General features: G+C 64.2%; 20 protein-coding genes. 9 read left to right on the forward strand and 11 right to left on the reverse strand.

The genetic code is table 11. The annotated features are described in order from the left end of the window. Window positions 1-9: 9 nt before the first annotated feature. The 3 genes from P3C50_RS06445 to P3C50_RS06455 form a co-directional block, all read right to left on the reverse strand. Complete coding sequence (locus tag P3C50_RS06445) at window positions 10-765, reverse strand: substrate-binding periplasmic protein (protein WP_275545361.1); 756 nt, start codon at window positions 763-765, stop codon at window positions 10-12. A gap of 52 nt (window positions 766-817) precedes the next feature. After that, window positions 818-1,591, reverse strand: coding sequence for a substrate-binding periplasmic protein (locus P3C50_RS06450; protein ID WP_275545362.1), 774 nt, complete (start codon window positions 1,589-1,591; stop codon window positions 818-820). 76 nt (window positions 1,592-1,667) lie between these two features. Continuing rightward, window positions 1,668-2,591, reverse strand: a complete 924-nt coding sequence (locus P3C50_RS06455) for a substrate-binding domain-containing protein (protein WP_275545363.1) — start codon at window positions 2,589-2,591, stop codon at window positions 1,668-1,670. A gap of 166 nt (window positions 2,592-2,757) precedes the next feature. Here P3C50_RS06455 and P3C50_RS06460 point away from each other — a divergent pair, with 166 nt between their 5' ends. The 8 genes from P3C50_RS06460 to P3C50_RS06495 all read left to right on the forward strand — a co-directional run bounded on the left by P3C50_RS06460 (window position 2,758) and on the right by P3C50_RS06495 (window position 8,340). Continuing rightward, window positions 2,758-3,486: a VC0807 family protein gene (locus P3C50_RS06460; RefSeq protein WP_197857101.1), complete on the forward strand. Its 729-nt coding sequence runs from the start codon at window positions 2,758-2,760 to the stop codon at window positions 3,484-3,486. 33 nt (window positions 3,487-3,519) lie between these two features. Next, window positions 3,520-3,957 carry a YqaA family protein gene (locus P3C50_RS06465; RefSeq protein ID WP_275545364.1) on the forward strand — a complete coding sequence of 146 codons (438 nt, stop codon included), beginning with the start codon at window positions 3,520-3,522 and terminating at the stop codon, window positions 3,955-3,957. A 197-nt stretch (window positions 3,958-4,154) separates the two neighbouring features. Beyond that, complete coding sequence (locus P3C50_RS06470; RefSeq protein ID WP_275545365.1) at window positions 4,155-5,129, forward strand: lysylphosphatidylglycerol synthase transmembrane domain-containing protein; 975 nt, start codon at window positions 4,155-4,157, stop codon at window positions 5,127-5,129. Between the two features lie 63 nt (window positions 5,130-5,192). After that, window positions 5,193-6,458: an Hsp70 family protein gene (locus P3C50_RS06475; protein WP_275545366.1), complete on the forward strand. Its 1,266-nt coding sequence runs from the start codon at window positions 5,193-5,195 to the stop codon at window positions 6,456-6,458. A gap of 99 nt (window positions 6,459-6,557) precedes the next feature. After that, entirely contained in the window at window positions 6,558-6,914 is a 357-nt protein-coding gene (locus P3C50_RS06480; protein ID WP_275545367.1) for a DUF6152 family protein, read from the forward strand. Next, window positions 6,915-7,397 carry a hypothetical protein gene (locus P3C50_RS06485; protein ID WP_275545368.1) on the forward strand — a complete coding sequence of 161 codons (483 nt, stop codon included), beginning with the start codon at window positions 6,915-6,917 and terminating at the stop codon, window positions 7,395-7,397. It begins immediately after the preceding gene. A gap of 111 nt (window positions 7,398-7,508) precedes the next feature. Further along, the gene (locus P3C50_RS06490) at window positions 7,509-8,042 is read left to right on the forward strand and encodes a hypothetical protein (RefSeq protein WP_275545369.1); all 534 of its coding nucleotides are present in this window, start codon (window positions 7,509-7,511) and stop codon (window positions 8,040-8,042) included. A gap of 91 nt (window positions 8,043-8,133) precedes the next feature. Then, window positions 8,134-8,340 (forward strand): hypothetical protein, encoded by a 207-nt coding sequence (locus P3C50_RS06495; RefSeq protein WP_275545370.1) that lies wholly within the window; start codon window positions 8,134-8,136, stop codon window positions 8,338-8,340. Window positions 8,341-8,406: 66 nt separating this feature from the next. Here the strand turns inward: P3C50_RS06495 and P3C50_RS06500 are convergent, their stop codons facing one another. The 8 genes from P3C50_RS06500 to P3C50_RS06535 all read right to left on the reverse strand — a co-directional run bounded on the left by P3C50_RS06500 (window position 8,407) and on the right by P3C50_RS06535 (window position 17,804). Beyond that, window positions 8,407-9,576 carry an iron-containing alcohol dehydrogenase gene (locus P3C50_RS06500; RefSeq protein ID WP_275545371.1) on the reverse strand — a complete coding sequence of 390 codons (1,170 nt, stop codon included), beginning with the start codon at window positions 9,574-9,576 and terminating at the stop codon, window positions 8,407-8,409. Window positions 9,577-9,585: 9 nt separating this feature from the next. After that, window positions 9,586-10,974: an aldehyde dehydrogenase family protein gene (locus tag P3C50_RS06505; protein ID WP_275545372.1), complete on the reverse strand. Its 1,389-nt coding sequence runs from the start codon at window positions 10,972-10,974 to the stop codon at window positions 9,586-9,588. 97 nt (window positions 10,975-11,071) lie between these two features. Continuing rightward, the gene (locus P3C50_RS06510) at window positions 11,072-12,445 is read right to left on the reverse strand and encodes a glutamine synthetase family protein (protein WP_275545373.1); all 1,374 of its coding nucleotides are present in this window, start codon (window positions 12,443-12,445) and stop codon (window positions 11,072-11,074) included. 256 nt (window positions 12,446-12,701) lie between these two features. Then, window positions 12,702-13,739, reverse strand: coding sequence for a TRAP transporter substrate-binding protein (locus tag P3C50_RS06515; protein ID WP_197857091.1), 1,038 nt, complete (start codon window positions 13,737-13,739; stop codon window positions 12,702-12,704). A gap of 135 nt (window positions 13,740-13,874) precedes the next feature. Further along, on the reverse strand, window positions 13,875-15,200 hold the full coding sequence (locus P3C50_RS06520; RefSeq protein ID WP_275545374.1) for a TRAP transporter large permease subunit: 1,326 nt from the start codon (window positions 15,198-15,200) through the stop codon (window positions 13,875-13,877). Continuing rightward, the gene (locus P3C50_RS06525) at window positions 15,200-15,706 is read right to left on the reverse strand and encodes a TRAP transporter small permease subunit (protein WP_275545375.1); all 507 of its coding nucleotides are present in this window, start codon (window positions 15,704-15,706) and stop codon (window positions 15,200-15,202) included. Before P3C50_RS06525 ends, P3C50_RS06520 begins: the two co-directional genes overlap by 1 nt. Before the next feature lie 158 nt (window positions 15,707-15,864). After that, window positions 15,865-16,812 (reverse strand): alpha/beta fold hydrolase, encoded by a 948-nt coding sequence (locus P3C50_RS06530; protein WP_275545376.1) that lies wholly within the window; start codon window positions 16,810-16,812, stop codon window positions 15,865-15,867. Window positions 16,813-16,904: 92 nt separating this feature from the next. Beyond that, on the reverse strand, window positions 16,905-17,804 hold the full coding sequence (locus tag P3C50_RS06535) for an AEC family transporter (protein ID WP_275545377.1): 900 nt from the start codon (window positions 17,802-17,804) through the stop codon (window positions 16,905-16,907). 272 nt (window positions 17,805-18,076) lie between these two features. Here P3C50_RS06535 and P3C50_RS06540 point away from each other — a divergent pair, with 272 nt between their 5' ends. Beyond that, window positions 18,077-18,556, forward strand: coding sequence for a hypothetical protein (locus P3C50_RS06540; RefSeq protein ID WP_197857086.1), 480 nt, complete (start codon window positions 18,077-18,079; stop codon window positions 18,554-18,556). The last annotated feature ends 47 nt before the right edge of the window (window positions 18,557-18,603 follow it).

An 18,603-nucleotide genomic window follows, 5' to 3' on the forward strand; every position in this document is an offset into this window, starting at 1 on the left:
GGCGAGCCGCTACGGTTCCATCGGCGGCATCGTTGCGTGCGGCAGCCAGCGCCTGAGAATGGCTTCGAGGCTGCCGTCCTCGTGCATCTGCTGCAAAGCCCGCTGCCAGCGCGCCACACGCACCACCGAGGTTTGCGGGGAAAAGGCGATGTAATAGGCCGAGCGCATGAACGGCACATGCGCAGTGACATCCTGTGGCTTGAGCTCCACGGCGGCGAGCTCGCCAGCCAGAGTCAGGTCCTCGGTGGCGATCAGCTTGACCCGGCCATGCTTGAGCAAGGTCATCATATGCTTCGAACTGGGCACGCCGTACAGGTTGTCAAAACCCTTGGCGCTCAGGATCTCGAAGGTGTACCACTGTTTGGGCAGTGCCAGCGGCCCACTGGCTGCAGCCTGCTGCAGCGTGTCGATGACGAAGTGGTGGGATTTCAGCGAGTAGAAGCTGGTGGTACCAACGACGATGGGGCCGACCCAGTGGAATCTGTCCTCACGCTCGGGCGTACGCACGGTGGAAAACAGCGCGATGTCTTCGTCCTGCTGGGCGAGATGCAGGGCACGCGTCCAGGGCATCAGCTCGATCCGCCCGCTATCACCGGTGCGCGCCAGCAAGGCTCTGACCACATCGATGGAAAAGCCGCTGGCCTCACCATCGCGCATGAAGCTCATCGGCGGTGCATCCTCGGTGAGCAGACGCAGCTGCGCCGCCGCTGGCGCACATAGCACCACCAGCACGACACACAACCATCGATGCAAGCGCTTGCCCATCAGCCCCCTCCCGCTTGCAACCTAGCAAGACGCGTTACGCCACGCAGCAGCTTCACTCGGCGCGAAGCAAATCGGCCAACGCTCGCTCGTCGGCGCCTGGAAACCAGTGCCTGTAGATACGCGCCAGGCTGCCATCATCGCGCATGTCCTGAAGGGCCCGCTGCCAACGGGCGACACGCGCGGCATCGGTCTGCAGGGAGAAGGCGATATAGGAATCGTTGGGCATCAGGTCGAACTGTTCCTGCAACTGCTCGGCATTCATACCCTGTTCAGCGAGCATGCCATCGAGGGTCAGGGTGTTGGCCAGCAACAACTTGACCCGGCCATGGCGAAACATGCGCAGCATGTCCTGCGGGGTCGGCACGCCGTAGAGGTTATCCAGATTCTGCTGGCGAAGCACTTCGTAGCTGTACCACTGCTTGGGCACGGCGAGGGTACCGAGTTGGCGCACGTCATCGAGGCTGGTGACCCGCAACCCGGCATCCTTGTGCGTGTAGAACCGCGTGTAGCCCCGCGCGATCGGCCCGACCCACTGGAACTCGGCTTCACGCTGCGCCGTGCGCACGGTGGAAAACAGCGCGGTGTCGGCCTGATGACGAGCCTGGTGATAGCCGCGCGTCCAGGGCACCAATTCGATGCGCGCGGTTTCGCCGGTACGGCGGATCAGCGCCTCGACCACCTCCACTGCCATGCCGCTCGGCTTGCCGTCCTGCAGATAGCTGAACGGTCGATAGTCTTCGGTGTACAGCCGCAACTCGGCAGCCGACAGATGAGCGCCAAGACTGCAAAGGAGCAACAGCAGGGCAACCGGGTATTTCAGGTTCATACGTCATACCGTCAAGGGCCGCCCTACAGCGAATTCAGGGCGGCCGACGCAGGATCATAAACGCCTAGCGCATCCATCACCAAGGCTGCGCTGGCGCGGCGGTCTCGGCCAGTTCCCTGGCGGTCATCACCCTCGGCTCGAGCAGCAGTTGCAACCGCGTAATGGCCCGCTCGCCGCTCAGAGCGCGCTGCACCAGGCGCACCGCATGGTCACCCATGGCTTGTGGCTGTTGCAGCAACAGGGCCTGAATCTGCCCCTCACGCAATGCACCGAACAGCGGCTCGCCACCGTCAAAACCAACGAAGTCTACCTGTCCGGCCTTGCCCAACTGGCGCAGGGCCGCCAGGGTGGCGCGGCTGCCACTGCCATTGGGGCTGAACAGGCCGTCGAGTCTGGGCAATTGCTCACTCAGGGCCTCGACGATGCGCTGGCGGTCATCGCCCAGGTAGGTGTCGAATACCACCTGCAGCCCCGCCGATTGCGCTGCGAGCAGAAAACCGCGCTCGCGTTCCTCGGTCGATTGCAGACCCGGGCGCAAGCGCAACACGCCGACCCGACCACCCCGCCCGAGGCGTTCGGCCAACTGCTGCCCGGCCAACTGGCCGGCAAGGAAATTGTCGGTCGCCACCAGCGCATAGGCGCCCTCACCGGCGACACTGCGGTCGACGTAGACGGTAGGAATACCCTCGGCGCGCAGGGCCACGATACGGTCGTCGATGGCATCTCCGGCCGGAGCGATGATCAGCGCCTTGCAGCCATGGGCGAGGACATGATCGATCAGTTGCAGTTGCACCTCGACGCTACCCTCATGCGCGGGGCCACGGGTATAGAGTTGCAGTTGCAGATCCTCGGCGGTGCGCCTCGCCCCGGCCTCCAGCTCGGCCCAGTAGGACGAGGTGCCGGCCGGCACCAGGCCGATGCAGTCGCGCGCCCAGGACGGTGGCGCCGCCAGGCCCCAGGCGCTCAGCAGCAGGCAAATGAAGGGGATGATTCTTGGCATGTTCGACTCCAGGGCCTCGCCATCACTTTAGCAGCGCTATTGCACGGTGCTACTCCTGTCGGCAAGCTGTCGACTCATACTTTTTCACATTCAAAACCGACAGTCGGGCTAGCTCTGGCGCGCCGGGCAGGCGATCATCGGGCTTCCTACGCAGACTCCAGCTACCATGACCGCCACCACTGACAGCCGTACCCCGACGCACAAGCCCCGCCCGCTGATCGATCTGGCCATCAGCATCCTGATTCCCTCGTTCATTCTGATGAAGCTCAGTGGCGAGCACCGCCTCGGTGCCGACGGCGCGCTGCTGCTGGCCCTGGCGTTCCCCCTGGGCTGGGGCGCGTTCGAGCTGATCAAATACCGCAAATTCAATTTCATCGCCCTGCTCGGCCTTGTCAGCGTCGCGCTCACCGGCGGCATCGGCCTGTTAAAGCTCGACACCCAATGGCTGGCGGTCAAAGAAGCCCTGATCCCCGGTCTGATCGGCATCGCCGTGCTGGTCTCGACTCGCACCCGCTACCCGCTGATCCGCACCCTTCTGTTCAACAAGACCGTGCTCAACGTCGACAAGATCCATGATCGCCTGGAACAGGGCGGCCATGTCGAACACTTCGAAACACGGCTGATGCGCGCGACCTACTGGCTCAGCGGCACCTTCTTCTTCTCCTCGTTCATGAACTACGTGCTGGCCAAGTGGATCGTGGTCAGCCCGGCCGGTACCGAGGCGTTCAACGACGAACTCGGGCGCATGACGCTGCTCAGCTATCCGATGATCGCCATTCCCTCGATGATCATGCTGATGGCCATCTTCTACTACCTGTGGAAGACCATTCATGGCCTGACCGGGCTGAGCCTGGAAGAGATCATGGCCAACACCGGCCAGGAATCGCAGAGCTGAGCCGCGCCGACCTGCGGGTCGGCAGCGCTGAACATGTTCGGGCTTTCCGCTTACCTGGGTCTGTTTCTTTCCGCCTTCGGCGCGGCAACGCTGTTACCCCTGCAGTCCGAAGCCGTTCTGGTGGCGTTACTGCTGGCCGGCCAGCATCCGCTATGGGCGCTGCTGCTGGCTGCGACGCTGGGCAACGTGCTGGGCTCATGGGTCAACTGGCTGCTGGGGCGCTCGATCGAACATTACCGCGAGCGGCGCTGGTTTCCGGTCAGCCCGGTTCGGCTGCAGCAGGCGCAGGCCTGGTACGCGCGCTACGGGCGCTGGTCGTTGCTGCTCAGCTGGATGCCGGTGATCGGCGACCCACTGACGCTGGTCGCCGGGGTGATGCGCGAGCGCCTGTGGATATTCCTGCTCATCGTCACCCTGGCCAAAGCCAGCCGCTACGCGGTGCTGGCGGCGCTGACCCTAGCCTGGATATGAACGTATCGGGACAATCGCTGACACAACTACTAAGGGGCGCCTGCATGCCTGCCAGTTGAGTACTGGCGGCGGCTCCCTGATACTGCGCAGCGCGCCGTGCGGGCACAATCCGCCAACGGTCGGCCAGCCGGTGAACAGCCGCCTCGTCAGAGGCATGCGGCCCCACAACTCTGGGGCTTGATGAGCGAGGAATAGCGGTGTCTGTCGTAGAAGCCAAACCCAAACTGAAGCGCAGCGACCTGATCTGGACGCTGATCGGGCTCAGTGCCGTGGTGCTTTCTGGCTTCCTGCTCTATCGCGAACTGCGCAATATTTCCCTCGACGAGATCAAGGGCAGCCTCGAGGCGATCTCGCACATGAACTGGCTGCTCGCTGCAGTGGCCACCCTCGGCGCTTACTGGGCACTGGCCTGGTACGACCGCATCGCCGTCGCTCACTTGGGCAAGAAGATTCCCTGGCGCTTCATCACCCTGTGCTCCTTCACCACCTACGCACTGGCGCACAATATTGGCGCCTCGGTGTTCTCCGGGGCCGTGGTGCGCTATCGGGCCTATCGCAGCAAAGGCCTGACCCCGCAGGAAATCGGCATTCTCATCGTCTTCTGCTCCTTTACCTTCGCTCTCGGCACCCTGCTCGCCAGCGGCTGCGTACTGATCGCCCAGCCCGACCTGGTCCACCGGGTGGCCAATATCACGCCGCTGGTATCGGTGGTGATCGGCAGCGTATTGCTGAGCCTGGTCGGCCTCTACGTGCTGGGCTCGTGGCGCCAGTTCAAACCCTGGACGCTGGGCAAGCTGCACGTGGAATATCCACGCCTGCCCATCGTTAGCCGCCAATTGCTGGCCGGCCCGCTGGAGCTGCTGTGCGCGGCGGCGATCATCTACTTCGCCCTGCCGGCCGATAATCACCCCGGCTACCTGGTGGTGCTCGGCGTGTTCCTCGCCTCCTTCTCCCTGGCGCTGCTGTCCCACGCGCCGGGTGGCCTGGGCGTGCTGGAAGTGACCTTTCTCGCCGCCCTGCCGGAGATACCCGCCGCCGATGTACTGGCCGCGCTGATCGTGTTCCGCATGTTCTACCTGCTGCTGCCCTTCGCCCTGTCGCTGCTGGTGGTGCTGGGCTTCGAATGGAACCAGTGGAAGGAAAAACAGCGAGGCAACAACCTGCCGTCCTGACGACTCGCCGCCACCGCGGCGCTGGCATAGAATACGCGGCCATTTTTTCGGCCCTGCGTTTCCATGTCCTTTTCTACGCCTGCCCGCGCCTGCGGCATCGACTTCGGCACCTCCAACTCCACCGTCGGCTGGCTGCGCCCCGGCCAGGACAGCCTGCTGCCCCTGGAAGACGGCAAGATCACCCTGCCCTCGGTGATCTTCTTCAACACCGAAGAGCGCCGCCCGGTCTACGGCCGTCTGGCCCTGCACGAGTATCTGGAAGGCTATGAAGGGCGCCTGATGCGCTCGCTGAAAAGCCTGCTCGGCTCCAAGCTGCTGAAGAGCGAGACCACCGTGCTGGGTAGCGCCCTGCCGTTCAAGGACCTGCTCGGCTTCTTCATCGGTGAGCTGAAGAAGCGTGCCGAAAGCCAGGCCGAGCGCGCCTTCGAGGAAGTGGTGCTGGGCCGCCCGGTGTTCTTCGTCGACGACGACCCGGCCGCCGACCAGGAGGCGCAGAACACCCTGGTGGCCGTGGCGCATAAGCTCGGTTTCAAGGAGGTGTCCTTCCAGTACGAGCCCATCGCCGCGGCCTTCGACTACGAGTCGAGCCTGGAGCGCGAGGAGCTGGTGCTGATCGTCGACATCGGTGGCGGTACTTCGGACTTCTCCCTGGTGCGCCTGGCGCCCGAGCGTCACCACTTGGCCGAGCGCCAGGGCGACATCCTGGCCACCGGCGGCGTGCACATCGGCGGTACCGACTTCGACAAGCAGCTGTCGCTGGCCGGCGTGATGCCGCTGTTCGGCTATGGCAGCAGGATGAAGAGCGACGCCTTCATGCCCACCAGCTACCACCTCAACCTGGCCACCTGGCACACCATCAATGCGCTGTACGCGCAGAAGACCCAACTGGCCCTGCAGAACATGCGCTACGACATCGTCGACGCGACCGGCATCGACCGCCTCTTCGGTCTGATCGAACAGCGCGCCGGGCATTGGCTGGCGATGCAGGTGGAAGAAAGCAAGATCGCCCTCAGCGAACAGCACACGCGCCCCATCGACCTGTCGCGCGTCGAACCGGGCCTGGTCGCCGAACTGACCCGCCCGCTGTTCGAGAACGCCATCGAGCCGCTGCTCGAACGCATTCGCGCCAGCCTCACACAGCTACTGGCCGATGCCGGCGTCGCGGCCGATCAGGTCGATACGCTGTTCTTCACCGGTGGTTCCAGTGGCGTGCCGGCGCTGCGCCAGAGCGTGGCAGCGATGCTGCCCAACGCGCGTAGCGTGGAGGGTAATACCTTCGGCAGCATCGGCAGTGGCCTGGCCATCGAGGCGAAGAAACGCTACGGCTGAGGCTGGCGCCATTCTGTTTCCAAATGTGCCGGTGCGCCCCGGCGCCGGTCTCAGCGTCTAGGTTTACCCGGTGTTCAATCAGCCCACCGGGTGATCGCCATGCTGAAGAAACTGCTGCTCGTTGCCACCGCCCTCGGCCTGCTGCTGGCCGGCTCCCTCGCCCAGGCCCACCATGGTTGGAGCTCCTATGACTCGGATCAGCCACTGACCCTGGAGGTGCCGCTGCAGAGCGTCAGCTACCGCAACCCTCACGCCGACGTGAGCATCGAGCATGACGGGCGCACCTGGCAGGTGATCCTCGCCCCAATCAACCGCCTGCAGGCACGTGGCCTGCCGGAAGCCGACCTGACGGAGGGCAAGACCGTGACCATAGTCGGCTACCCACGCAAGGACGGCACCCCGGAGATCCGCGCCGAACGCATCATCGTCGACGGTCGCACCATCGAACTCAGGTAGATGGACAGCCTGATCGCCTGGGCGGCCTGGCTCGAAGCCTCGGCACTGGGCACGCAGATGCGCAGCTCGACACTGCTCTATCCTGCGCTGAACCTGCTGCACCTGCTGGGCCTGGTTCTGCTGCTGGGGCCGATGCTGCTGCTTGATGCGCGTCTGCTTGGCGCCGGCCGCGCTTTCTCACTGCCTGCCGTGTCGCGGACGCTGACGCCGCTGGCAGTGCTGGGTCTGGTGTTGTTGCTAGGCAGCGGCTTCTGCCTATTCGCCGCCGACGCCGGGCCGCTGACCGTTGACCGTCTACTGCAGCTCAAGCTGCTGCTGATCGCCCTGGCCATCGGCAACGCTTTGCTATTTCGTCGCCTGTGGAACTCCCGACTGGCCAATTGGGACCTGCACGCACCGCTGCTCGGCCGGATGCAGGCGGCGCTGTCGCTGCTGCTCTGGCTGCTGGCGATGAGCCTCGGCCGCCTGCTGGCCTACTTCTAGCGCGGCGCGCCTTGCCGCGACAGGCCGCTGAAAAACCACTGCATCGGCAAGACCGGGGTGAAAACGACCTGTTATCCTGCGCGCCTTCGCCCTCGTTACAGGAATGCCCCGATGCAAGCCCAGCTGGAAGAACTGATCGCCAAGATAAGCTCCGGCTGCCTGGCCGAAGACGAGATCGCGCGTATCGCCGATGAGGCGGCGCAGGCCTATGCCGACCCGGCCGCGTTCCTCGCCGCCAATCCGGACGTCAACTACGACGACGAATTCCCTATCCCGCTGGGCGAATGGGTGGTGATCGGCAGCCTGCCGGAGACGGTGCTGTTTCAGGCCGACAGCTATGAAGAGCTGTTCCAGCGCATCACCGAATCCTTCGGCCCGCAAGTGCAGTTCGTACTGAAGGCCAAGCAACTGGCCAAGACCGAACCGCTCAAGGCGCTCAACCGCATCCAGGTGCAGCTCTCGGCGCTGTCACCGGAAACCGGCGGCTACGTGCTGGTGGATTTCAGCGAACCGCTGGATGACGAGTTGCAGGCGGTGCTGGTGTATGCCAGCGACCTGCCGCGGGTAATGGAGTTGGCGGTGGAAGTGGGTATCTACGCCGCCCCGGCGCTGGAAGCCTTGCAGGCGGAGCAGGCTGAAGAATAGGACGCGGCTTGCCCTCTCCCCAACCCTCTCCCATAAATGGGAGAGGGGGCTAACCGCCTATCCCGTAACGCTTTTGCCCCTTGGAGTCACCATGCGCCCGATCCGCCTCGCCCTGTTGTTCAGCCCTTTGCTGCTCGCTGCCTGTGGCGGTCCGGAAACGGCTACCACCGCCACCCTGCAGGCACAGGACGCGGCGCAGAAACAGCAGCAGATGGCGCAGCTCAAGCAGCAGATTGAGCAGGTCAACCAGCAGGCCCAGCAGCGTCTGCAAGAACAGCTGGACGCCGCCGGGCAGTAAACGCCCGCCCCGTAGGCCGGATGCAATCCGGGGCAGCAGGCCAAATGTCCCCGGATTGCATCCGGGCTACAGCATCCCGCGTAGCGCTTCTTCGAGCAATGCGCTGTACTGCATAGCGCTGAAGGCGATGGGGTTGGTGCCGGCTGACGGGTCCACTTCGGCCATACGCCCGACCTGCTCGATGCGCGCATCGTCGATGCCAATCTCGCTCAGGCTATGGGGGATGCCCACCTCGCTGCGCAGCGCCAGCACCCAATCGAGCACCGCATTGAAGCCGCTGCCAGGCAGCGCCAGGTAGCGCGCCATCTTTTCCATCTGCGGCTCGATGGCGCCACGGTTAGCCACCAGCACGTAGGGCATCAGCACCGCATTGAGCAGGCCGTGGTGGGCGTCGTACAGCGCACCCAGCGGGTGCGCCAGCGCGTGCATCGCACCGAGGCCGCGCTGAAAAGCGGTAGCGCCCATGCTCGAGGCCACCAGCATCTGCAGCCGCGCCTCGACATCCGCACCCTGGGCGACCGCACGCGGCAGGTACTGCTGCACCAGGCGCATGCCTTCCAGGGCGATGCCCTCGGCCATGGGGTGAAACAACGGCGAGCAGAACGCCTCCAGGCTGTGCGACAGCGCGTCCATACCGGTGGCAGCAGTGATCTTCGCCGGCAGGCCGACGGTCAGTTCCGGGTCGAGGATCACCAGCGCAGGCAGCATCCGCGCGTGGAAGATGATGCGTTTGACATGCGCCGCGTCGTCGGTGATCACCGAGGCGCGACCGACTTCCGAGCCGGTGCCGGCCGTGGTCGGCACCGCCACCACCGGCGCCATGCCGGCGACATTGACCCGGCTGGCGTTGTCGCCGATATCCTCGAAATCCCAAAGTGGTCGATCCTGCCCCACCATCAGGGCGATGGCCTTGCCGGCGTCCAGCGCCGAGCCGCCACCGAAGGCAATCACGCCGTCATGCCCGCCCGCCTTGAATGCGGCGACACCATCGGTCACGTTGGCGCCGGTGGGGTTGCCCTTGATGGCCGAGAACAGCCCGGCATTCAGCCCGGCATCGCGGCACTGGCGCAGTGCCGCGTCGATCATCGGTAACGAAGCCAGGCCGGGGTCGGTACACAGCAGCGGCGCACGCATACCTAGTTGGCGGCAGGCCTCGGCCAGCTCGCTGACACGGCCGATACCGACGCGCATCGAGGTGGGGTAATTCCAGTTCATGCGGTACTGATCGAGAATCATGGCGCGACCTCACAACTGAGTCTTGAAGTGGAAGGATTTCGGCCGGGTCAGCTGCTCGTAGCCAACCCGCGACAAGGTGCAGCCGCGTCCCGAGTGCTTCACGCCGGTCCAGGCCAGGCCGGGATCTAGGTAGTCGCAGCGGTTGAGGAACACTGTGCCGGCCTCAACCCGATCAGCCAGGGCCATGGCGGCATTTACATCACGGCTGAAGATCGCCGCGGTCAGGCCAAACTCGCTGTCGTTCATCAGCGCCAGCGCTTCCTCGTCGCTGGCAACCTTCTGAATGCCCACCACGGGGCCGAAGGATTCCTCGGTCATCACGCGCATTTCATGGCTGACGTTGGTCAGCACCTGCGGCGCCAGGTAGGGCGTGCCCGGCGCATCCAGGGGGAATTCGGCCGGGTCGATATGCGCCTTGGCGCCCTGCTCGACCGCCTCAGCGATCTGAGCACGGACGAAGTCGGCGGCATCGCTGCGCACCACGGGGCCCAGGGTGGTTTCAGGATCGTCCGAACGCCCCAGTTTGTACTGGCGCACCAGCGCCACGGCACGCTCGACGAATTCGTCGTACAGCGACGCGTGCACGTAGATGCGCTCGATACCGCAGCAGGATTGCCCGGAGTTGAAAAAGGCACCCTCGATGGCGGTTTCCACCGCATGCTGAAGATCGGCATCGGCGCGGACGTAGGCCGGGTCCTTGCCGCCCAGCTCCAGCCCGACGCTGATGAAACGTCCGGCCGCCGCACGCTCGACCATCGCGCCCCCTGGCACCGAACCGGTGAAGGCGACATGGTCGATGCTCGGCGAACGAATCAAGGCCTCGGTCTCGCCATGGCTCAGGTGCAGGTACTGGAATACGCCTTCGGGCAGGCCGGCCTCGGCGAAGGCCTCCACCATGCGTTCGGCGCACAACGGTGTCTGCGCCGAATGCTTGAGCAATACCACATTGCCCGCCAGCAGGGCCGGCATCACCGCGTTGACGGCAGTCAGATAGGGGTAGTTCCAGGGCGCGATGATCAGCGCCAGGCCGAGTGGCTCACGGCGAATGAAGCGGGTGAAACCGGCCTTGTCCGGCAGGCGGATATCGGCCAGCGAGCCCTCGGCGATATCCGCCATATGGCTGGCACGTTCGACGAAGCCGCGTATCTCACCGGCGGCGTAGCGAATCGGCCGTCCCATCATCCAGCACAGCTCCTCGGCCAGCTGCGCCTCACGGGCAGCGAAGGCTTCGATGGCGCGCCGGCCGATGGCGATGCGTTCACGCAGCGGCGTCTGCTTCCAGGCCTGCTGCGCCAGCTCGGCCTTGGCTAGCGCCACCAGTACCTCGGGATTGGAGGCCAGATGACACTCGACGTAGACCGAGCCATCGATGGGGGAAATGCATTGCAGCTTGCTCATAAGGTGCTCCGCGAATCTTGCCTTCGTAGCCCGGATGCAATCCGGGGGACACTCGACGAAACCGCCCCGGATTGCATCCGGGCTACGGTCGGTGGAATCAGATGATTTCGAAGTAGCGATCCAGCTCCCAGTCGCTGACGTGGCGGCGGTATTCGCGCTCCTCCCATTCCCGGCTGGCGGCGAAGTGCTCGACGAAGGCATCGCCGAACAGCTCGCGCGCAGCCTGCGAGCCCTTCAGGCGCTGCGCGGCGTCCCACAGCGTGCGGGGCAGCGCCAGCTCCTCGGGATGCTTGACCGCATAGGCGTTGCCGCTGACCGGGTCGGTCGGCTCCCACTCCTGCATGATCCCGTACAGGCCCGAGCCGATGGCCACCGACAACGCCAGGAACGGGTTGCCGTCGGCGGCGCCAAGGCGATATTCCTGGCGCTGCGACTTGTCACTGCCGGGGATCACGCGCAGCGCTGCGGTGCGGTTCTCCACGCCCCAGGTCGCATCGGTAGGCGCCCAGAAACCAGGAATCAGGCGCCGGTAGCTGTTCAGGGTCGGCGCCACCATGCACAGGAACTCCGGCATCAGGCGCTGCTGGCCGGCGAGGAAATGTCGCTGCAGCTTGCTCATGTTGTGCGCCTGATCGGGGTCGTAGAACGCCGACTTGTCCGTCTTGCGGTCACGCAGCGACACATGGATGTGCCCGCTCTGCCCCGGATACTTGCCCGACCACTTGGCCATGAAGGTGGCCATCAGCCCGTTGCGCTGGGCCAGTACCTTCATGAAGGTCTTGAACAGCGCGCCCTTGTCCGCCGCCGCCTCGGCGCGATCGACGGCAATCGCTGCCTCGAGCACCCCTGGCCCGGTCTCGGTGTGCAGGCCTTCGATGGGGAAATCCATCTCTTCACCCATAGCCAGTATCTGGTGGTAGAGCTCGGCATGCACCGAATTACGAATCATCGAGTAGCCGAACCAGTCCGGGGTGAACGGTTTGAGGTCGCGAAAACCCTTGGCCCGCGCCGAGTCCGGGGTTTCATCGAACATGAAGAATTCGTACTCCAGCGCCGCATAGGGCTCGAAGCCCATGTCCTGGCAGCGCTGGATCACCCGGCGCAACGTACCGCGCGGACACACCGCCTCGGCCTGCTGGTCGAACTCGGCAAGAAACAGCAGCATGCCGTTCTCGAAGGGAATCTCGCGGCAGCTGTGCGGCAGGATGCGTACCGGTGCGTCCGGATAGCCGCTGTGCCAGCCGGTGTACTGGGTGTTGTCGTAGAGCTGATCCTTCACATCCCAGCCGAGCACCACGTCGCAGAAGGCGAAGCCGTGCTCCAGGGCCGAGAAGAACTTGCTGCGGCTCATGTACTTGCCGCGCATCACCCCATCGTTGTCGAACAGACCGACCTTCACGTGGCTCAGGCCACGCTCCTCGACGATGCGCCGCGCATCGCCCAGGGTCTTTACATCCCTTGGTTTGAACATGCTAACCCCTGTGTCTTGTTGTTATGGCAAGCGGGTCAAGCTCAGGGCTGGGCATCGATGATCGGCCAGGCAAGGCCGACAATGCACGAGCGCAGCACGACGCTTGGTATAGCGTCCGTTTCAGGCTCATAGAGTGTGGTACAGGATTGCCGGGATGGCAGGCGAACGCAGGGAAAAATCTGCCTGGCGCGATGCCGAGCTGGATAGAACCGCGCCCATACCGCTCGGTACGGGCGCTCTGGCTTATTCAATGACATCAACCGCGATAAGGCGCCCCGGCCTTGGCCATCAGCGCGTTGTACTTCTTGAAGATGTCCACCACCTTGGCGCAGCGCGGGCTGGTCTTGGCGATTTCGTCCCAGAACTTCTGCGCTTCGGCCTCCACCGTGGCCCATTCTTCGGCAGGGATCGAGGTCAGTTCCAGCTTGCCGCCCTCGACGCGCAACTGCGCCTCGCCACCCCAATACCAGTGCTGGCGGTAGTAGTTGGAACTGTCCATGCACAGCTTGAACAGGGTCTTGAGATGCTCGGGCACCTCCGCCCATTTGTCCGAGTTGGCGAAGTAGGAGCCGCACCAGGCGCCGGAGATGTTATTGGTCAGGAAGTACTTGGTGACGTTGGCCCAGCCGACGGTGTAGTCCTCGGTGATGCCGGACCAGGCGATGCCGTCCAGCTCGCCGGTCTGGATCGCCACCTCGACGTCTTCCCAGGGCAGGGTCACCGGGATCACGCCGAAGCGCGAAAGGAACTTGCCGGCGGTAGGGAAGGTGAAGATGCGCTTGCCCTTGAGGTCATCGAGCTTTCTGATCGGCTCGACAGTGGCGAAGTGGCAAGGGTCCCAGGCGCCGGCGCCAAGCCAGGTCACGCCCTTGACCTCGCCATAGGCCTCGGCCCAGATTTCGTTGAGGCCGTACTGCTCGAACAGTACCGGCACGTCGAGGCTGTAGCGGGTGGCGAAGGGGAAGTAGCCGCCGAATACCGAGACATCCACCGGCGCGGCAATCGAATCGTCGTCGCTCTGCACCGCGTCGATGGTGCCGCGCTGCATGGCGCGAAACAGCTCGCCAGTGGGCACCAGCTGGTCGGCAAAGTACAGCTTGATCTCCATCTGGCCATTGGCCGCCTTGTTGAAGGCGTCGATCGAGGGTTTGATCACGTGCTCGGCCAGCGCCGCACCGGCGTAGGTCTGCAGGCGCCAGGTGATCTTCTTCGGCTCGGCGGCGTAGATATGCGCCGAGCCGAGGGCGGCGGTGCCGACCGCGGCGGTTTTCAGGAAATCGCGTCTCGTACTCATGCTGGTCTCTCCAATAGTGTCGATGCAGATGCAATACAACCGCTCATTGCCGCCGCGTGCACCGCGGCGGCCTTGCCAGTGTCCGGCGGGTGCCGGCTCGACTGTTGGCGCGCCAGGCGCGCCGATTTCCGTGAATCAACCGCCGTAATGCAGTTGCGGCAACCACAGCGCCAGCTGCGGGAAGACCATGACCAGGGTCAGCGCCAGGGCCATGATGATGACGAAGGGGATGACCGAGACGTAGATGTCGCGCAGGGTCACTTCGGGCGGTGCCATCGCCCGCATGAGGAACAGGTTGTAGCCGAACGGCGGCGTCATGTAGGCGATCTGGCAGGTGATGGTGTAGAGCACGCCGTACCAGACCAGATCGAAGCCCAGGGCGCCGACCAGCGGGATGTACAGCGGCGCGACGATCACCAGCATGGCGGTGTCATCGAGGAACATGCCCATCAGGATGAACGACAGCTGCATGATGATCAGAATCTGCCAGGGCCCCAGGTGCAGGCTGTCGACAAAAAAGTTCTCGATGGCCCTGACCGCGCCGAGGCCGTCGAATACGGCGCCGAAGCACAGCGCCGCAAGGATGATCCACATGAACATGCAGCTGATGGCGAGCGTCTTGCGCAGCGTCTCCTCCATCACCTTGCCGGTCAGTCGCCGCTTGAACAGCGCCGCCAGGGTCGCCGCCGCTGCGCCGACTGCCGAGCTTTCCACCAGGCTGGTGTAACCCATCAGGAACAGGCCGGTCATCGACAGGAAGATGAACACCGGCACCAGCCCGGCGCTGAGCAGGCGCAGCTTCTCCTGCAGACTGATCTGCTCGCGCTCGGCCGCAGACAGCGCCGGGCCGAGCTGCGGTTGCAGGCGGCAGCGGATGGCGATGTAGAGCATGAACATGCCGGCCATCATCAGGCCCGGAATTGCCCCGGCCAGCCACAGCTGGCCCACCGGCTGGCGCGCGATCATGCCGTAGAGCACCAGCACCACACTGGGCGGAATCAGAATCCCCAGCGAGCTGCCGGCCTGGATCACCCCGGTAATCATGATCTTGTCGTAGCCACGCCTGAGCAGTTCGGGCAAGGCGATGCTGGCGCCAATGGCCATGCCCGCCACGCTCAGGCCGTTCATCGCCGAGATCGCCACCATCAGGAAGATGGTGCCGATGGCCAGCCCGCCTGGCAGCGGCCCCATCCACACGTGGAACATCTTGTACAGGTCTTCGGCGATGCCCGATTCGGAGAGCATGTAGCCCATGAACACGAACATCGGCAGGGTCAGCAGCGGGTACCACTTCATCAGTTTCATCGCCGCGCTGAAGGCCATCTCCGAACCGCCGTCGCCCCATAGCAGCAGGGCCGCGGCGGCCGCGACGAAACCGATGGCACCGAACACCCGCTTGCCGGTAAGCAACAGCAACATCATCGAGGAGAACATCAGCAACGCGATCAGCTCGTAGCTCATCACAGCGTCTCCCCACGGGCGGCGTAGAAATCCTTGAAGAAGGTGGCGATGGCCTGCAGCAGCATCAGCGCTATGCCGAAGCACATGACGATCTTGATCGGCGCCATGTAGGGCGACCAGGCCGAATAGCTGGTCTCCTTGTATTCGATGGCGTATTCGGTGGAGGAGATGCCGCCGATCAGAAGCATCACCAGATAGAAGATCAGCATGAACACGGTGATGGCATCGACCACGGCGCGGGTGCGCGGCGACCAGCGGCTGTAGGCCAGGTCCATGCGCACATGGGCGTCGAGCTGCATCGAGTAGGCGCCGCCGAGCAGGAAGTAGGCGACCATGAGAAACTGGGCGCTTTCCAGGGTCCAGATCGACGGCGTGAAGAAGCTCTTGCTGATCGAGGAATACAGCAGCACCGCCAGCATGGCGAAGATCAGGTACATGGCGAAACGCCCAACCCTCAGGTTGAATGCGTCCACGACCCGGACGAAAGCTCTAATGCCGTTGCGCATGCAGTTTCCTGCTGTTCTTGTTCGTTATCCCGTCAGCCTAGACGAAGATTCGCCAAAGCCAACCGCCCCGCCGTGCCATAGCAGGAAACGCGCCAGCCCTTGGCGGCCGGCACTTCACCGAACAAAATCAAAGGCTTGGAAAATACCGCGCTAGAGCCTCAGCGCTGCAAAAAGGCGATCAGCACTGCAACGGTGCGCTGCGCGTCCTCTTCTTGGGGCACATGGCCAAGGTCATCGAACAGCACCCGCTGGCTGCCCGCGATGTCGGCGGCGAAGCGCTCGGCATTGTCCGGAGGAATCAGTCGGTCGCGCGCGCCCCAGATGATCAGCGTGGGCAATTGCAGTTCGCCGATACGCTCGTGCAGCTCGCCGCTGGGGGCCTGAGCGAAGCGCTGGCGCAAGGCCTGCCGATTCCCCTCGCGCAACGTCAGTTGGTAGTAGCGCTCGACCAGTTCATCGTCGACTTTGTCCGGATCGCCATAAACGTTGCGCACGCTCGACTCGATCATGCTCCGCGGCAACAAGCGGCTCATCAGCGGCGCCAAGGCCGGGATGCCTGCCAGGCGAAAGCCTATCGGTACCGACTCGGCGTTGCGCGGATAGCCGGCCGCATCCACCAATACCAGCCGTGCGCTGCGTTCGGGATGGGCTAGGGCAAAGCGCCAGGCCAGCTGGCCGCCGAAGCTGTTACCGACCAGCACGACACGCTTCACCTGCAGATGATCGAGCAGGGCGAGGAGAAACGCCGTGTAGTGCTCGACGCGGTAATCTCCATTGGGGAATGGCCCGGTGAGGCCGAAGCCGGGCAGATCCAGGCTGATCACCCGGCGCTGCGGAGCCAGTTCTTTCACCCAGCCTTCCCAGGTGTGCAGGCTGGCGGACGTGCCGTGCAGCAGCAGGATCGGCTCGGGGTCATCGCGCCGGCCCTCGTCACGCAGGTGCACCGACATTCCAGCGATGTCGACGAACTGTGAAGGCGGTGGAGCCCAGCGTGCCTTGAGCTCGCCGACGGGACGGTCCGGCGCCCAGTTGAGGGCGACGAAAGCGGCGAGGGTCAACCCGAACACCAGCAACAGGCCGAGCAACACGTGGGCGAGGCGTTTCATCGATGCAGTCCTGAACGGAGCGGAAGCGCGATGCTAGCCGGCCACTGCGAATAGGCCTATCGCCCGGAAGAGGGAATCGCCAGACAGAACAATCAGAACCCTACCAGCAGCATCCACAACGGTAAGGTAATCGCCGCCAGCAGCGTGGAAAGGGAAATCGCCGCGCTGACGCTACGGCTGTCTTCGGCCGTACGGGCAAAGGCCATCACGTTGACTCCGCTGGGGCCGGCGGCGAGCAGCACCAGCACGCTGCGCGCGGTCTCGTTGAGACCGGGAAGCTGGCCGCTGAGCCACCAGACCAGTGCCGGGAACAGCAGCAGTTTGGCCGCGGCCACGCCCCAGGCCTCGCCAGTCGGACGCAGGCGATAGCGCGACAGGCTGGCGCCGAGCACGATCAGCGCGCAGGGCAAGGCGGCCTGGCCCAGCCAGCTGATCGCCCGCCACAGGCTTTCCGGCACCTGCAGCCCGGAAAGGTTGAGTAGCGCCCCCAGCCCCAGGCCGATGATCATCGGATTGGCCAGGTTCTTCAGCAACGCGCGGCCGTCAACGCGTTCCTGGCTGCCGAAGGCGGCGTAAAAGCTGTGCAGGGAAAACAGCGTGAGGCTGTGAAACACCAGGATGGCGAAGACGTAGAGCAGACCGTCGTTGCCCATCAGGCTGGTGATCAGGGGAATCCCGACCAGCACGTTGTTGGAGAACGCCGCCACCAACCCCAGAGGCGTCGCCGTACCGCGCCGCCAATGCGCCAGTGCATTGACCAGCGCGAACACCAGCAGCACCGGCAGGTAGTACGCCAGCAGCAATACAGGCGACAGGCCCTCGGCAAGCGATGCCTTGGCGATGCCGGCGAACAGCAGTGTCGGCATGAACAGCTTGAAGGTGATGTTGGCCAGACCGGCCGCCGACTCGGTGGTGAGCCACTGGCGCCAGCCGAGCAGATAGCCGAGAACGATCAGAGCGAAGATCGGCAAAATGGCCTGTGCGGCGAGCATGGCTGAAGCGGCCTCCTGGGACTGCTGAAGCGGACGGATCGAGCTCGACCCGCGAGGGCCGCCAAGCATACGCGTGCCGAACGCTCAGCGCGACGCCTTGCGAAACATCCGCCGCCAGGCTTGACACTCAGCCAGAAGCACCGAGATAGAGCGCTCCAATCAAGTATTGAGGGGATCGATGTTCACTATCAGGTCAGTCAAGTTCTTATCTGCGCTCATGTCCTCAAGAATTGCCTCCGACGCCACTTATTACTCCCTACGGAGACAACGACATGAAAACTCAACTGACCCTCGCCGCCCTCGCTCTAAGCCTGATGACCACCAGCGTATTCGCCGCTCCGAGCAGCGCGCCTTTCCCTCTGGTGGGCGAAGCCAAGGACAGCCAGGTGCAACAGCAACCCCTCGCACCGCTGGCCGAGAACGGCTCGGAACGCACTCCTGGTGCCAAGCGCATCCAACTGGTCGAAGGCGGCTATGAGCGCACTCCGGGTGCCCAGCGTGTTCAGCTGGCCGAAGGCGGTTACGAGCGTACCCCCGGTGCCAAGCGCGTTCAGCTGGCCGAAGGTGGCTACGAACGCACTCCGGGTGCCCAGCGTGTTCAACTGGCCGAAGGTGGCTACGAACGCACCCCCGGTGCTCAGCGCGTTCAGCTGGCAGAAGGCGGCTATGAGCGTACCCCTGGTGCCCAGCGCGTACAGTTGGCCGAAGGCGGCTCCGATCGTCTGATCGAGCAGCGCGGCCGTACGGCTTGAGCGCTGTTGCAACACCCACAAGCCCGGCCCAAGCCGGGCTTTTTCAT

It is taken from the genome of Pseudomonas sp. Marseille-Q0931 (genome assembly GCF_940789645.1).
GTDB lineage: Bacteria > Pseudomonadota > Gammaproteobacteria > Pseudomonadales > Pseudomonadaceae > Aquipseudomonas.

Excerpts from the sequence above, each read along its gene's own strand:
- P3C50_RS06445 (WP_275545361.1), bottom strand. The coding sequence starts at position 765 with ATGGGCAAGCGCTTGCATCGATGGTTGTGTGTCGTGCTGGTGGTGCTA.
- P3C50_RS06450 (WP_275545362.1), bottom strand. The coding sequence starts at position 1,591 with ATGAACCTGAAATACCCGGTTGCCCTGCTGTTGCTCCTTTGCAGTCTT.
- P3C50_RS06455 (WP_275545363.1), bottom strand. The coding sequence starts at position 2,591 with ATGCCAAGAATCATCCCCTTCATTTGCCTGCTGCTGAGCGCCTGGGGC.
- P3C50_RS06460 (WP_197857101.1), top strand. The coding sequence starts at position 2,758 with ATGACCGCCACCACTGACAGCCGTACCCCGACGCACAAGCCCCGCCCG.
- P3C50_RS06465 (WP_275545364.1), top strand. The coding sequence starts at position 3,520 with ATGTTCGGGCTTTCCGCTTACCTGGGTCTGTTTCTTTCCGCCTTCGGC.
- P3C50_RS06475 (WP_275545366.1), top strand. The coding sequence starts at position 5,193 with ATGTCCTTTTCTACGCCTGCCCGCGCCTGCGGCATCGACTTCGGCACC.
- P3C50_RS06480 (WP_275545367.1), top strand. The coding sequence starts at position 6,558 with ATGCTGAAGAAACTGCTGCTCGTTGCCACCGCCCTCGGCCTGCTGCTG.
- P3C50_RS06485 (WP_275545368.1), top strand. The coding sequence starts at position 6,915 with ATGGACAGCCTGATCGCCTGGGCGGCCTGGCTCGAAGCCTCGGCACTG.
- P3C50_RS06490 (WP_275545369.1), top strand. The coding sequence starts at position 7,509 with ATGCAAGCCCAGCTGGAAGAACTGATCGCCAAGATAAGCTCCGGCTGC.
- P3C50_RS06495 (WP_275545370.1), top strand. The coding sequence starts at position 8,134 with ATGCGCCCGATCCGCCTCGCCCTGTTGTTCAGCCCTTTGCTGCTCGCT.
- P3C50_RS06500 (WP_275545371.1), bottom strand. The coding sequence starts at position 9,576 with ATGATTCTCGATCAGTACCGCATGAACTGGAATTACCCCACCTCGATG.
- P3C50_RS06505 (WP_275545372.1), bottom strand. The coding sequence starts at position 10,974 with ATGAGCAAGCTGCAATGCATTTCCCCCATCGATGGCTCGGTCTACGTC.
- P3C50_RS06510 (WP_275545373.1), bottom strand. The coding sequence starts at position 12,445 with ATGTTCAAACCAAGGGATGTAAAGACCCTGGGCGATGCGCGGCGCATC.
- P3C50_RS06515 (WP_197857091.1), bottom strand. The coding sequence starts at position 13,739 with ATGAGTACGAGACGCGATTTCCTGAAAACCGCCGCGGTCGGCACCGCC.
- P3C50_RS06520 (WP_275545374.1), bottom strand. The coding sequence starts at position 15,200 with ATGAGCTACGAGCTGATCGCGTTGCTGATGTTCTCCTCGATGATGTTG.
- P3C50_RS06525 (WP_275545375.1), bottom strand. The coding sequence starts at position 15,706 with ATGCGCAACGGCATTAGAGCTTTCGTCCGGGTCGTGGACGCATTCAAC.
- P3C50_RS06530 (WP_275545376.1), bottom strand. The coding sequence starts at position 16,812 with ATGAAACGCCTCGCCCACGTGTTGCTCGGCCTGTTGCTGGTGTTCGGG.
- P3C50_RS06535 (WP_275545377.1), bottom strand. The coding sequence starts at position 17,804 with ATGCTCGCCGCACAGGCCATTTTGCCGATCTTCGCTCTGATCGTTCTC.
- P3C50_RS06540 (WP_197857086.1), top strand. The coding sequence starts at position 18,077 with ATGAAAACTCAACTGACCCTCGCCGCCCTCGCTCTAAGCCTGATGACC.